A 13417-nucleotide genomic window follows, 5' to 3' on the forward strand; every position below is an offset into this window, starting at 1 on the left:
CCGCGTTGTGGCTGGGTTGGGTGGAGCGGGCTCGGGGGTGGCTGGGTTGGGTGGAGCGGGCTCGGGGGTGGCTGGGTTGGGTGGAGCGGGCTCGGGGGTGGCTGGGTTGGGTGGAGGGGGCTGGGGCGTTCGGGTCAAGTGGGAGAAGCGGGCTGGGGCTGGTGGAGCGGGGGCGTGAGTGGGTGAGTATCGAACTGGGCTGCCGACGGGGGCGGCTTCTGGCAGCGTGTGCGCATGCGTAGCTACTATCTCCCTCCGGTCGTCCCCGTCGTGGCTCTCGTGCTCATGCCGTTCCTTCCCTTCGTCAACTCCTCCGGGCTGTGGCTCGGGTTGCCGAAGATGATGGTCTGGGGTGCGTTTTGGTGTCTGATGTTCACTCCTGCTTTGTTGTTGTCTGAGCGGCTCATGGCCCGCAGCGGGCAGGAGGATTGACGATGATCCTCGCTTTTACGCTCGTTGGGATCGTGTTGATCGGCGTGCTCGGGTTCGTCGGGCGGCGTCGGCCTGCTGCGGATCTTGCGGAGTGGACTGTTGGCGGGCGCAAGTTCGGTGCGCTCACTATGTGGTTTTTGCAGGCTGGGGAGGTCTTTACTACTTTTACCTTCCTGGGCATGGCCGGATTGGCGTTTTCCGGTGGCGTGGCTGCGATGTATGCGCTGCCGTACGTGCCGATTGCTTACGTGGTCCTGTTCTTTCTTGCCAAGCGGATTTGGCGGATGGGCAAGGAGCGCGGGTATCTGACCCAGGGCGATTTTCTCGAGGACCGGTTTTCCAGCCGTGCGCTGGGCACGGTTTCGGCCATCCTTGGGGTGGTGTTCGTGTTGCCGTATCTGCAACTGCAGATTACTGGGCTCGGGTTGATTGTCCGGCTCGTGACTGGTGATCACGCGTCCGGGACGCTGAGCATGATCGCGGGCAGCGTGCTGGTAGTCGCGTTTGTGTTGTGGGCTGGGCTGCGTGGGGTGGCGGCGACGTCGTACTTCAAGGACGCGATCATGCTTGTCGTGCTCGTGGTGTTGATTATCGCGGTGCCCGCGCATTTCGCCGGCGGCGTTTCCGGGGTGTTCCACAAGATCGATCAGTTGCATCCGGAGAAGTTGTTCGTGCACGCTGGGGCCAACGATCACACGTGGTTCGTCACCAGCATGCTGGTGAGTGCGATCGGCGTGGGGTTGATGACGTTGCCGCATACTTGGCCCGCGTTGATGTCGGCGCGGGATCCGAAGGTGCTGCGGCGTAATTACACCTGGATGCCGGTGTACGAGCTTTGCCTGCTGCTGCCGATGATCATCGGCTTCGCGGCGATTCTGGTGGTGCCCAAGGGAAGCGACCCGAACGGCGTGTTGCTGACGTTGAGCAAGGACGCGTTGCCGGGGTGGGTCACCGGGCTCGTGGTTGTCGCGGCGACGGCGACCGCGATGGTGCCCGCGGCCGGGATTCTGATCGGTATCTCCTCGTTGGTGGCGCGCAACATCGCGAGGGTGCGCAGTGAGCGCAAGCAGTTCTGGATCAATCACGGGACGGTCGTGCTGGCCAGTGCGCTCGCTCTGGTGCTCGGCATCTTCCGGCCGGATCTGCTGGCGAACCTGCTGCTGCTCACTTATTCCGGGTCGGTGCAGCTGGCCCCGGCGAATCTGCTGGGCTTCCTGAAGAAGGTTCCGGTCGGCAAGGCCCCGGTGTTCGCGGGCCTGCTGGCGGGGGAGGTCGTGGTGATCTGGCTGACCTTTGTGGACACCAAGCTCGTCGGCACGGTGAACGTCGGGCTGGTCGGGCTGGCGGTCAACGTGGTCGTGCTCGCGATCGCGGCAGCCATCGAACGGGCCGTGACCCGGTCCGGAGACGTTGTGCAGACAGGAGAACCGGTATGACGCGGACCCTTTTCACCGGCGGCACGGTGTTCGACGGAACGGGCAGCCCGCCCGCGGCGGCGGACGTCGTGGTCGAGGACGGCCGGATCGTCGAGGTCGGCACCGGGCTCGACGGCGACCGCGCGGTGGACTGCACCGGCGCGATGCTGCTGCCGGGGATGTTCGACTGCCACGTGCACGTGACGGTGTCGGATCTCGGGTTGCTGCAGCGGGTGCAGAAGCCGTTCTCGTACCAGTTCTACGAGGCGGCCCGGAATCTGTGGACCACGCTGAAACTCGGCATCACCACGGTGCGCGACGCCGCCGGTGCCGATCTCGGCATCAAACAGGCGGTCGCGGACGGCCTGATTCCCGGGCCCCGCCTGGAAATCGCGATCGGCCTGATCAGCACGACCGGCGGGCACGGCGACGGATGGATGCCGTCCGGGCACTGCGCCCCGCTGTCGCTCCCGCACCCCGGCCGTCCGAGCGCGCTGGCGGACGGCCCCGACGAGATGCGCCGGGTCGCGCGGACCCTGTTGCGGGCCGGGGCCGACGTGCTGAAGGTCTGCACCACCGGCGGCGTGCTGTCGCCGCGGGACGATCCGCGGCATTCGCAGTTCACGCCTGAGGAATTGGACGTCCTGGTCGCCGAGGCGACCATGCAGGGGCGTGCGGTGATGGCCCACGCGCAGGGCTCGGAGGGGATCAAGAACGCCGTCCGCGCCGGGATCCGGTCGATCGAACACGGCATCTACCTCGACGACGAGGCGATCGAACTGATGCTCGCGCGCGGCACCTGGCTCGTACCGACGCTGGTGGCGCCGGTGAACGTCATCCGCGCGGCCGCGGCGGGCGCGGGGTTGCCGGACGCGGTGGTGCAGAAGGCGAAAGAGGTCGCGGAGGTGCACCTGGATTCGGTGCGCCGGGCAGTCGCGGCCGGGGTCCGGATCGCGATGGGCACCGACAGCGGCGTCGGCCCGCACGGGACCAACCTCGAAGAGCTGGAGTTGATGCGCTCCGCCGGGATGAGCCCCGCGGACGTGCTGGTCGCCGCCACGTCGTCGGCCGCCCAGTTGCTGGGCAAGGACGCCGAACTCGGCCGGCTGGCCCCGGGGTACCGCGCGGACCTCGTGGTCGTTTCGGGCGATATTTACGATTTCCCGGCGTTGGCGGGGAACGTTCGGGAAGTGTGGCAGGACGGAGCGCGCGCGGTTTAGGACGGCGGTTTCACGGTCACGGCATACTGTCCGCCGTGATCATGAAAACCGAGGAACGCCACGCGTCCTGGCTCGAACTCTTCTTCGACCTGGTCGCGGTCGCCGGCGTCGCCCAGCTTTCGCACCTCGTGCGCGGAACGACCTCCTGGAGCGACGCCGGCCTCTACGTCGTGTGCTTCCTCGCGTTCTGGACCGCGTGGATGTGCTTCACCGTGTACGGCAACGTCACCGGCGCCGCGGCCCGCACCATGCCGGTACTGTTAGCGATGGCCGGGCTGGTCTTCATGGCCGGTTCGGTGCACGACCTCGGCGAGCACGCGCAGGGCTTCGCCTTCTCTTACGTGGCGGTGCGCGCGCTCGCGAGCCGGGTCTGGGAAGGCCGGGAAAACACGCGGATCATCGTCGAATGGCCGGTCGTGCACGCCGGGATGGGCGTCGTGCCGTGGGTGGTTTCGTTCTGGGTCGACGGGCCTTGGAAGTACGCGCTGTGGGCGCTGGGGCTGGGGATCGACCTGGTGGCCGGGCTGACCATGCCGGGCGAGCAGGTCGCGGCCAAGGTGGCGGAACGGCGGGCCTCCCAGTCCAAGCGGCCCGCGCCCGGGCTGGCTTTCGCGCATCTGGACCTCGCGCATTTCGGCGAGCGGCTGGGGCTTTTCACGATCATCGTGCTGGGCGAGGGGGTTCTGACGGTCACCGACGCGATGACCGAGGTCTCGGACTGGGAATGGCCGTTGCTCTCGACCGTTCTCGGGGTTCTGGCGCTGCTCGCGGCTTTGTGGGGCGCGGCGCTGTTCCAGGGGTTCGGCGGGATTCCCTATCTGTCCCAGACCGCTTGGGGGCCACGCGTTTTGCTGCCGGTGCATTGTCTGGTGGCGGGATTGCTGGCCGCGCTGGCGGCGGGTTTCGGGGACGCGGTGGAGTCCGTCGCGCACGGGCACGTCGCCGCGGGGACGCGGTGGATGCTGTGCGGGTGCGTCGCGGCGTTCACGGTGGTGGGCGCCGTCGCGAGGGTGGCTTCCCGGACGTGGAAGCGGTGGGATTTCGTCGCGGTGCTTGCCGGGGTGGGGATTCCGGCTGTCCTCGGTACAGTCGGCGGGGGCCTGACTCCGGCGCGGTTCCTGTGGCTGCTGCTGTTGGCGATTGTCCCGGGGTTGATCCGGGAGTTTCCGCGGCGGAAGCGTGTTGCGGCTTCCGCTTCGTGAAGGACCCCTTGACGGAATCCGACGTCCCCTCCGGGACCCATCGCTGGTCGTGAGGGGAACCCTGAGGGACTCAGAGTCCGTGAAGGTTCCCCTCACGGACTTGCCTGCTTCCGAAGTCCGTCACGGCGCTCAGACGTTGGCGAGAAGATCCTTCAGCGCGGCAGCGAATTTGGTCGGATTCCGTTGCGGTGCCAGGTGTGCACCGGGCGTCTCGGTGAACGGCAACCCCAGTTCGAGCGCGAGGATCTTGGCGGGCTGGTAGTGATACCAACCGCGGCTCGCCTCCCCGGCGACGGGCACGATCTCGGTGTTCGTGCGGCGCAGCGCACGCAAGTCCGGCAGATAGTCGAAGAACTCGGTCAACTCGCGGTCGAACAGCCGGAGCCAGTCGCTTTCGTTCGGCAGCCGCAGATTCGGCAGATCCGGCAAGGCGGCCCCGGCGATCCCGTCCGCGAACCGCGTGACCGCACCCATCAGATCACCCGAACGGGCCAACCGGACCTGCGCCGCCGCGGCTTCCAGAATCCCGGCGGCGTCCGGCATAAGCTGGATCGCGGGCGGTTCGTGCGCGACGAACGCGGTCACCCGATCCGGATACCGCGCGACGAGATCGAGCCCGATCAGCGCACCGGCACTGGTCCCGAACATCGCAACCGGCCCGCTCCCGCCGACGTGGTCGAGGACGGCGAGCGCGTCGTCCGCCTGCCGGGACACCGGGACGGGCCCGGTCGTCGTGTCGGTGCTGGCGAAATGCCCGCGACGGTCGTAGGTGATCACGGTGAAGTCCGTGCGCAAAAGCTTGACCAGCGCCCGGAACGAGTCCGCCGCACCGGTCCCGCCGGGGACCAGCAACAGCAGCGGTCCCTCGCCGGTCGTGCGGACGGCCAGCTCGCCGCCCTCGACCGGACAGCGATGCTCGGCAGTCTCCGCATCTTCCGCGATCATGCCGAGAGTCAAGCACAACCCGGGTCACCCGATCGCTTCCGGGACGCCGGTTTTTGTCGGTGGCGGGTGCGAGACTCCGGGAATGACGAGTTGGGATGAGTTCAGTGCCGCCGCCCCGATGCTGGCCTCGCGCGTACGAGCCCGCTTCGCTGCCGCGGATTCGCACGTCCTGGCCACCCTCCGAAGCGACGGATCGCCCAGGGTGAGCGGCTCGGAAATCGACTTCCGCGACGGCGAGGCATACATCGGATCGATGCTCGACGCCCTCAAGGCCCGCGACCTCCAACGCGACGACCGCTTCGCCCTCCACGCCTACCCCGGCATCGAGGAAGGCGGCGACGCGAAAATCGCGGGCCACGCGGTGGAGATCACCGACCAGGCGGAGGCGGCGCGGATTCAGGAGGGACAGGAGAGCCACCTGTTCCGGCTGGACCTGCGGGAGGCCGTGGTGACGTGGGTGGAGGACAACACGCTGTGGGTTGAGTCGTGGCACCCGGGGAGTTGGGTGCGCTTCGCAAGGCCGGACAACGGCCCCGCGGTGCGGACGGAGCTGGAGTTGGGGTGAAGGGGAGGGGCGGCGGTGGCTTGAGGAGGGTGGCTGGATGGCGTGGCGGGGCGAGCGGATTGAGGTGAGTCGGGCTGGCGTGTGGTTGGTGCGGTGCTCGAGGTGAGTTGGCTGGATGGCGTGGCGAGGCAAGCGGATTGAGGTGAGTCGGGCTGCCGTGGGGTTGGTGCGGCGCTTGAGGCGAGATGAGCGGGTCGCGTAGCAGGGCTGGCTTGTTGAGCGAGCTGGCTGGGCGTCGTGGCGGTGCGCGCCGGTCGAGGTGGTGAGCGTGAACGGCCCGAACGAACCGGTCGAAGCTCTAACCTGGGCTGATGAAACTCACGTCCACCGTGCTGGACGCGCCCGAACCCCGGGCGCTGGCCGAGTTCTACCGGGAGCTGCTCGGGTGGCCGATCGGCGCCGACGAGCCGGAGTGGGTCACCTTGCGTCCGCCGGAAGGCGGGCCGGGGCTGTCGTTTCAGCTGGAGGCGCGGTACGTGCCGCCGGTCTGGCCAGCTGGCCCGGGAGAGCAGCAGATGCAGCTGCACCTCGACTTCGAGGTCGACGGTCGTGCGGCGTTGGCGGCCGCGGTCGTGAAGGCGCTCGCCGCGGGTGCGCAGGTGGCGGGGTTTCAGCCGCAGCGGGACGTGCGGGTGTTGCTGGACCCAGCCGGGCATCCGTTCTGTTTCTGGACTGACGACCGGCCCTGACGAACCCGGCCGGGGCAGCGGCGGCTCGAGGAGTTCCGGGCGGACACGCTGGGCGCGGCGGACTTTCCCGCGCGCGCAACTAGCGACGGCCTCGATCCCGTCGGTTCTGCCCGCGAGAGTTTTCTTGCCACAGCGGACCGGACGCCAGCTCAGCAGAAAACTGGCCCGGAGACCCGGGCCAGGCAGCTCACATCCGTTCCAGAATCGTCGCCGTAGCCATCGCGCCGCCAGCGCACATCGACACCAGCGCCGTAGTCTTGTCCTGACGCTCCAGCTCATGCAACGCCGTAGTCAGCAACCGCGCCCCGGTGCTCCCCACGGGATGCCCCAAAGCGATCGCGCCGCCGTTGACATTCACCCGCGACTCGTCCGGATTGTGCATGCGCTGCCACGAAAGCACGACCGACGCGAACGCCTCGTTCACCTCGAACAGGTCCACGTCGCCGATCTTCATCCCGGCCGCGTCCAAAACCCGCGTCGTGGCCTGGACAGGACCGTCCAGGTGGTAGTACGGCTCAGCTCCCACCAAGGCCTGCCGCCGGATTCGGGCGCGCGGGCGCAGGCCCAGTGAGCGGGCCAAGGAAGCGTCCATGATCAGCACGGCAGCGGCGCCGTCGGAGATCTGGGACGACGAACCGGCCGTGTGGATTCCGTCCGGTACCACCGGCTTCAGTCGGGCCAGACCCTCCATTGTGGTCTCTCGCAGTCCCTGATCCCGTTCCACCACACCGGCTTCCGTGGCGACCGGCACGATCTCCCGGGAGAAATGTCCGGCGGCCCAGGCGGCAGCGGCATTGCGCTGCGACCGCACGCCGAAAGCGTCGACGTCTTCGCGCGTGATGCCGCGACGGGCCGCGATTCGTTCTGCCGCACCGTATTGGTCCGGCATGTCGATCGACCACGCGTCCGGCTTGGGGGAGCCGACGCCCTCGCCGCGGTTCGCGCCGAGCGGCACGCGGCTCATCGCTTCGGCCCCGCACGCCACGCCCACGCTGATCGCGTCCGCCGCGATCAGGCCGGCGACCAGGTGCGCGGCCTGCTGTGCCGAACCGCATTGTGCGTCGATCGTCGTGGCCCCGGTCGATTCCGGCAGGCCCGCGTGCAGCCACGCGGTGCGGGTCAGGTTGCCGCACTGCTCGCCCGCCTGCGTGACGGCTCCGCCGATCACCTGCTCCACCTGGGCCGGGTCGATGCCGGCCCGGTCGACCACGCCGCGCACGGCCGCGCCCAGCAGTTCGGCCGCGTGCAGGCCGGACAGCCAGCCGCCGCGCTTGCCGATCGGCGTGCGTGCCGCGGCCACGATCACCGGTTCGCCACGAGTGTCCCCTTTCCGAGCTCCGTACCCCGCAAAACTAGAACACGTTCCTATTCAACACAAGCAGGCCCATGAAAAAGCAGAAGTCGATCACGGAAGGATGAGCGAGCGCTCACCTGCGCCAATCGGATCTGGAACGGTAAAGTAAACAGGTTTCACTCAAGCGGGTTCCGTTGGTTAACACCGTATGCTCTACTGGGGTCATAGAACGCGTTGCAGTTGGGTATCACCGCCGATCCCGCGCAGGAGGCCAAGCCGTGGCAGCCCCGCTTTTGCCCGCCGGTTTCGACTTCACCGATCCGGACCTCTACGCCAGCCGGCTGCCCCTGGAGGAGTTCGCCGAACTCCGCCGCACGGCGCCCGTCTGGTGGAACCCGCAGCCGCACAACACCGCCGGATTCGGCGACGACGGCTACTGGGTCGTCACGCGACACGCCGACGTCAAGGCGGTCTCGCGCGACAGCGAGCTCTATTCGTCAGGCGAGAAGACCGCGATCATCCGGTTCGACGACCAGATGACCCAGGAAGGCCTCGACGCCAACCGGCTGGTCCTGCTGAACATGGACGCGCCACAGCACACCAAGCTCCGCCGCATCGTGTCGAAGGGGTTCACCCCGCGCTCGATCTCGAAGCTCGAAGACACCTTGCGCGACCGCGCCGAGCGAATCGTCCACGAGGCCAAGAAAAAGGGCTCGGGCGACTTCGTCATCGACGTCGCGTGCGAGCTGCCGCTGCAGGCGATCGCCGAGCTGATCGGCGTGCCGCAGGAGGACCGGCTCAAGATCTTCGACTGGTCCAACCAGATGATCGCCTACGACGATCCCGAGTACGACGTCGAGCCGCTCGCCGCCTCCGCCGAGATCGTCGGCTACGCCTGGAACATGGCCGAGGACCGCCGCCGCTGCCCGATGGACGACATCGTCACGAAGCTCGTCCAGGCCGACGTCGACGGCGAATCGCTCGGCTCCGACGAGTTCGCCTTCTTTGTGATCCTGCTGGCCGTCGCGGGCAACGAAACCACCCGCAACGCCATCACGCACGGCATGAAGGCGTTCCTCGACCACCCGGGGCAGTGGGACCTCTTCAAGGAGAAGCGCCCGAAGACCGCGCCGGACGAGATCGTCCGCTGGGCGACGCCGGTCGTCGCGTTCCAGCGCACCGCGACCCGCGACACCGAACTGGGCGGCGCGCGGATCCGCAAGGGCGACCGCGTCGGGATGTTCTACAGCTCGGCCAACTTCGACCCCGAGGTCTTCGACGAGCCCGGCAAGTTCGACATCATGCGCGAGGACAACCAGCACGTCGGCTTCGGCGGCACCGGTTCGCACTACTGCATCGGCGCGAACCTGGCCCGCCTGGAGATCGACCTGATCTTCAACGCGATCGCCGACGTGATGCCGAACATCGCCGAGGCCGCCGCGCCCGAACGGCTGCGTTCCAGCTGGCTCAACGGGATCAAGCACTACCAGGTCCGCTACGCCTGACCGGGCTGAGCGCACTGAGCGGGCGAAACGCCCGGGTGACGCACCTGACCGGCAAGGAGCACGACGCACCGGCATGATGGCCCCGTGCGCACGACGGTAGACGTGGAATTCGGCGTCCGGGTGACGAAACCCGGCCTCGCCGCGGTCTCGGTCGCCGCCGTGCGCGCGGACGCCGGTGAACTCACCGTGTCCGACGCCGGTTCCGCGCGCACCGCCGAGTTCGAACACGGCACCCGCGCGGAGGTATACGACCTCGCCGAGGGCGAGCATCGCGTCGCCTATCACGGCGAACGCGTGCTGCACCGCGGAAACGCCGAACCCGTCACGCTCGCCGACGTCGCGCGCTACACGCGGCCCAGCCGGTACTGCCCGTCCGACCGGATGGGCGGGTTGCTGCCGCTGGGCATCGGTGATCTGGCCACTTCGCGGGAGCGCGTGCAGGCGATCGTCGAGCACGTGAACCGCAGGCTCGCGTACGTCGTCGGCTCCAGCGGCCCGACCCACGACGCCATCGACACGCTTCTCGCCGGCGAAGGTGTGTGTCGCGACTTCGCGCACGTATGCGTCGCGCTGTGCCGACTCGTGGACGTCCCCGCGCGCTACACCTCGGTGTACGCGCCGGGTCTGCAGCCGATGGACTTCCACGCGGTCTTCGAAGCAGGCATCGACGGCCGCTGGTACGTCTTCGACGCCACCCGGCTGGCCCCGCGCCAGACCATGCTCCGCATCGCGACCGGACGCGACGCCGCCGACACCCCGTTCCTCGCGACGCTGGGCTGCGAGCTCGACTTCCTCGGCGCGACCGTCTTCGCCACGACCGACGAGCCGCTGCCGCGTGACGACGGGCACGTCCCGGTCGTACTGGCCTGAATGCGTGTCTTTTGCGACAAACAGCGCGTCCGCTGGGTAGACAGTGACAGTGAAGCGTTCCCGCAAGACCCCTGGGCCGAGCAGATGGGCCCGCGCGCGTGCCCGGTATCGATGGCTGGACCACATCGCTCGCGCCACCAACCGGTACATCGACTACGGCGGCTACCACTACGTCGCGTCGATTACCTACTTCAGCCTGCTGTCGCTGGTGCCGATCCTGATGCTGGCGTCGTCGGCGGCCGGGTTCATCCTGGCGACGCAGCCGCATCTGCTCGACGCGCTGGTGCGCGGCATCTCCGGTTCGCTGCCGGGTCCGATCGGCACCCAGGTGTCGTCGATCCTGACCGGGTTCGTGGAGCAGCGCACCGGAGTCGGGGTCGCCGGTCTGGTCGTGGGCCTCTACTCCGGCTGGAACTGGATGAACGCGCTGCGGGACGCGCTCACCGCGATGTACGGCCAGAACCGGTCCGAGGGGCCGCTGCTGCGCACGATCCTGATGGACGTGCTGGCGTTGCTCGGCCTGGCCGCGGCGCTGCTGGTGTCGTTCGGGATCTCGGTGTCCGGCACCGCGGTCGGCCGTTCGCTGCTGGGGCTGGTCGGCGTCGAGGACACGAGCTGGGGACACAACCTGCTGTCGTTCGTCTCGGTGCCGCTGGCGCTGCTCGCCGACTGGATGGTCTTCCTGTGGGTGCTCACCCGGCTGCCGCGGGAACGCGTCGGCTGGCGCAGCGCGATGCGCGGCGCGGTCGCGGCGGCGGTGGGGTTCGAACTGTTGAAGCAGGCCGGCGGGTTCTACTTGAACTTGATCAGCAAATCGCCGTCCGGAGTCGCGTTCGGTTCGGTGATCGGTCTGCTGTTCTTCATCTCGCTGATCGCGCGGATGCTCGTGTACATCACCGCCTGGACCGCCACCGCCCGTGACGCGCCGCGCAAACCGATCCAGCCCCCGGCCGCGACGCAGCTGCGGCCGATCATCGCGCCCAAGCAGCACAGCGCGAAGGCTGCGGTGCTGGGCGCGATGATCGGTGCGTTGGGAACGTTGTTCGCCTTGCGCGGGCGGCGGAAAGACTAGGGCTTCTCCGACCCGACGACCCACATGCTGTAGTACTGCGAGCCGCCGCCGTAGGCGTGTCCTAACGCGACTCGGGCACCGTCCACTTGGTAGTCGCCCGCGCGGCCCATCACCTGTTTCGCGGCTTCCGAGAACCGCAGCATCCCGGACGCACCAATGGGATTCGACGACAGAACGCCGCCTGACGGGTTCACCGGCAGCCGTCCACCGATCGCGGTGTCTCCGGCTTCGGTGATCTTCCAGCCTTCGCCTTCGGCGGCGAAGCCGAGATTCTCCAGCCACATCGGTTCGAACCAGGAGAACGGCACGTAGATCTCCGCGACGTCCACTTCGGACAGCGGATCGGTGATGCCCGCGTCGCGCCACAATGCGGCAGCGGCGTCACGACCGGCCTGCGGGCTGACCTGGTCGCGTCCAGCGAACGTCGTGGGCTCGGTCCGCATCGCCGTCGAGTGGATCCAGGCCGCACCGCCCGGTACTGCGTCCCCGGCGGCTTCGTCGCCGAGCACCATCGCGCAAGCGCCGTCGGAGGACGGACACGTTTCGTCATACCGGATCGGGTCCCACAACATCTGCGACGCCTGCACCGACTCGACCGTGATGTCAGACTGCTGCAAGTGCGCGAACGGATTCAGCGCGCCATTGCGCCGATCCTTCGCCGCCACGATCGCGCCGATGTGTTCGGGCGCACCGGAACGGCGGATGTACGACCGCACGTGCGGCGCGAAGTAGCCACCGGCTCCAGCGCCGACCGGCATCTGAAACGGCGGCAGGATCGACAAGCCCCACATCGCGTTCGACTCGGACTGCTTCTCGAACGCCACCGTCAGCACGCGCCGGTGCACGCCGGACTGGACCAGCGAAGCGGCGACCAGCGCGGTCGACCCGCCCACCGAACCCGCGGTGTGCACGCGAATCAACGGCTTTCCGTTCGCGCCCAACGCGTCCGAGAGGAACAGCTCGGGCATCATGACGCCCTCGAACAGGTCCGGCGCCTTGCCGATCACGACGGCTTCGATGTCGTCCCAGCCGACCTGGGCGTCCGCCATCGCGCGGTCGATCGCTTCGCGGAGCAGACCGGCCATCGACACGTCGGTGCGCTTCGCGCGGTGGTGCGTCTGCCCGGTCCCGAGCACCGCGGCGAGCTGCTTGGTCATCGTGCCTCCAGCACGGCGAGGAGGTTCTGCTGCAGGGCGGGTCCGCTGGTCGCGTGGGCGAGCGTCTTGGCCGCTTCGCCGCGATGGATCCGCGTGGCGGCCTCGCCGATCCGCGCGAGACCGGCGGAGAACATCGGATTCCCGGTGAGCGCGCCGCCGGACGGATTGATCCGCACGTTGTCGTCGAAACCGAGTTCGCGGCGCAGGATGAGTTCCTGATGCGTGAACGGCGCGTGCAGTTCGGCCAGTTCGACTCCGTCGAGATCCAGCCGGGCCGCGGCAATGGCGGTCGACGGGGAGCGCGTGAGGTCGCGCGCGCCCAGGACGGGGGAGTCGATGCGGTGCTCCAGCCCGGAGATGATCGCGGGCCGCTCGACGAGGTCGCGGGCTCGTTCCTCCGACGCCAGGATGATCACCGACGCGCCGTCCGTCACCGGAGCGATGTCATGCGCACGAAGGGGGTCGGCGACATACGGGGTGTCGAGCAGATCAGCGACGTCCACGGTTCCGGACAGCTGAGCGGCCGGATTGTTCGCCGCATCCGCGCGAGACCGGGCGGCGACCTCGGCGAGGTCCTCTTCGGACCACAGCCCTCCTTCGAGGCCCAGCCGGGCTTGCAGGCCAGCGATTGCCAGCGAATCAGGCCACAGTGGAGTGACGAGGTACGGGTCGAGCTGCATCGCCATGACGCGGCGGAGCTGTCCGGCGCTGGCTTTGCCGAAGCCGTACACGAGCGCGGTGTCGACCTCGCCGGTGCGGATCTTCAGCCACGCCTCGTACAGCGCCCACGCGGCGTCCATTTCCACATGGGACTCGTTGATCGGCGGGAACGCACCCAGCGCGTCGACCGCGGCGATGAACGAAAACGCGCGCCCGGCAAGGTAATCCGACGAACCGGAGCACCAGAACCCGATGTCTTGTTTGGACAGTCCGGTGGCGGCGAACGCCTCGGCGAGGATCGGCACGAGCATTTCCACGCCGTTGGTGGTGCCCTCGGTCTTGCGGACGTTGGGCGCCTGCGCGAAACCGGCTACGGCTACTTCAGGCATGG

At 68.3% G+C, this 13417-nt stretch carries 13 protein-coding genes; 9 read left to right on the plus strand and 4 right to left on the minus strand.

Annotated features, from left to right (window positions below; genetic code table 11):
- Positions 1-234: 234 nt before the first annotated feature.
- Genes ACFORO_RS13775 through ACFORO_RS13790 form a run of 4 tightly spaced genes read left to right on the plus strand, consistent with a single transcriptional unit; the run spans position 235 to position 4269 of the window.
- Entirely contained in the window at positions 235-432 is a 198-nt protein-coding gene (locus ACFORO_RS13775) for a hypothetical protein (RefSeq protein WP_377871319.1), read from the plus strand.
- A 2-nt stretch (positions 433-434) separates the two neighbouring features.
- Positions 435-1868, plus strand: a complete 1434-nt coding sequence (locus ACFORO_RS13780) for a sodium:solute symporter family protein (RefSeq protein WP_377871320.1) — start codon at positions 435-437, stop codon at positions 1866-1868.
- A complete protein-coding gene (locus tag ACFORO_RS13785) occupies positions 1865-3067 on the plus strand; it encodes a metal-dependent hydrolase family protein (protein WP_377871321.1) in 1203 nt (400 codons plus the stop codon). The genes ACFORO_RS13780 and ACFORO_RS13785 overlap by 4 nt, the downstream gene beginning before the upstream one ends.
- 41 nt (positions 3068-3108) lie before the next feature.
- Positions 3109-4269: a low temperature requirement protein A gene (locus tag ACFORO_RS13790; RefSeq protein ID WP_377871358.1), complete on the plus strand. Its 1161-nt coding sequence runs from the start codon at positions 3109-3111 to the stop codon at positions 4267-4269.
- Between the two features lie 129 nt (positions 4270-4398).
- On the opposite strand, the gene ACFORO_RS13795 is transcribed toward ACFORO_RS13790, so the two are convergent.
- Positions 4399-5214 carry an alpha/beta hydrolase gene (locus ACFORO_RS13795; RefSeq protein ID WP_377871322.1) on the minus strand — a complete coding sequence of 272 codons (816 nt, stop codon included), beginning with the start codon at positions 5212-5214 and terminating at the stop codon, positions 4399-4401.
- 82 nt (positions 5215-5296) lie between these two features.
- Between ACFORO_RS13795 and ACFORO_RS13800 the strand changes: the two genes are divergently transcribed.
- The gene (locus ACFORO_RS13800; RefSeq protein ID WP_377871323.1) at positions 5297-5779 is read left to right on the plus strand and encodes a pyridoxamine 5'-phosphate oxidase family protein; all 483 of its coding nucleotides are present in this window, start codon (positions 5297-5299) and stop codon (positions 5777-5779) included.
- Between the two features lie 311 nt (positions 5780-6090).
- Positions 6091-6468: a VOC family protein gene (locus ACFORO_RS13805; protein WP_377871324.1), complete on the plus strand. Its 378-nt coding sequence runs from the start codon at positions 6091-6093 to the stop codon at positions 6466-6468.
- 187 nt (positions 6469-6655) lie between these two features.
- Here ACFORO_RS13805 and ACFORO_RS13810 read toward each other — a convergent pair whose 3' ends face one another.
- Positions 6656-7837 (minus strand): steroid 3-ketoacyl-CoA thiolase, encoded by a 1182-nt coding sequence (locus ACFORO_RS13810; protein ID WP_377871359.1) that lies wholly within the window; start codon positions 7835-7837, stop codon positions 6656-6658.
- A gap of 203 nt (positions 7838-8040) precedes the next feature.
- Between ACFORO_RS13810 and ACFORO_RS13815 the strand changes: the two genes are divergently transcribed.
- From ACFORO_RS13815 to ACFORO_RS13825, 3 genes are all read left to right on the plus strand, one after another.
- Positions 8041-9267: a cytochrome P450 gene (locus ACFORO_RS13815; protein ID WP_377871326.1), complete on the plus strand. Its 1227-nt coding sequence runs from the start codon at positions 8041-8043 to the stop codon at positions 9265-9267.
- 84 nt (positions 9268-9351) lie between these two features.
- A complete protein-coding gene (locus tag ACFORO_RS13820) occupies positions 9352-10137 on the plus strand; it encodes a transglutaminase-like domain-containing protein (protein WP_377871327.1) in 786 nt (261 codons plus the stop codon).
- A 43-nt stretch (positions 10138-10180) separates the two neighbouring features.
- Positions 10181-11209 (plus strand): YhjD/YihY/BrkB family envelope integrity protein, encoded by a 1029-nt coding sequence (locus ACFORO_RS13825; RefSeq protein ID WP_354750932.1) that lies wholly within the window; start codon positions 10181-10183, stop codon positions 11207-11209.
- On the opposite strand, the gene ACFORO_RS13830 is transcribed toward ACFORO_RS13825, so the two are convergent.
- The gene (locus tag ACFORO_RS13830; protein WP_354750931.1) at positions 11206-12366 is read right to left on the minus strand and encodes a thiolase domain-containing protein; all 1161 of its coding nucleotides are present in this window, start codon (positions 12364-12366) and stop codon (positions 11206-11208) included. The two genes, ACFORO_RS13825 and ACFORO_RS13830, sit on opposite strands and share 4 nt — an antisense overlap.
- Positions 12363-13415, minus strand: coding sequence for a thiolase domain-containing protein (locus ACFORO_RS13835; RefSeq protein WP_377871328.1), 1053 nt, complete (start codon positions 13413-13415; stop codon positions 12363-12365). The genes ACFORO_RS13830 and ACFORO_RS13835 overlap by 4 nt, the downstream gene beginning before the upstream one ends.
- Positions 13416-13417 lie beyond the last annotated feature (2 nt).

It is taken from the genome of Amycolatopsis halotolerans (assembly GCF_042647905.1).
Classification (GTDB): Bacteria; Actinomycetota; Actinomycetes; order Mycobacteriales; family Pseudonocardiaceae; genus Amycolatopsis; species Amycolatopsis halotolerans.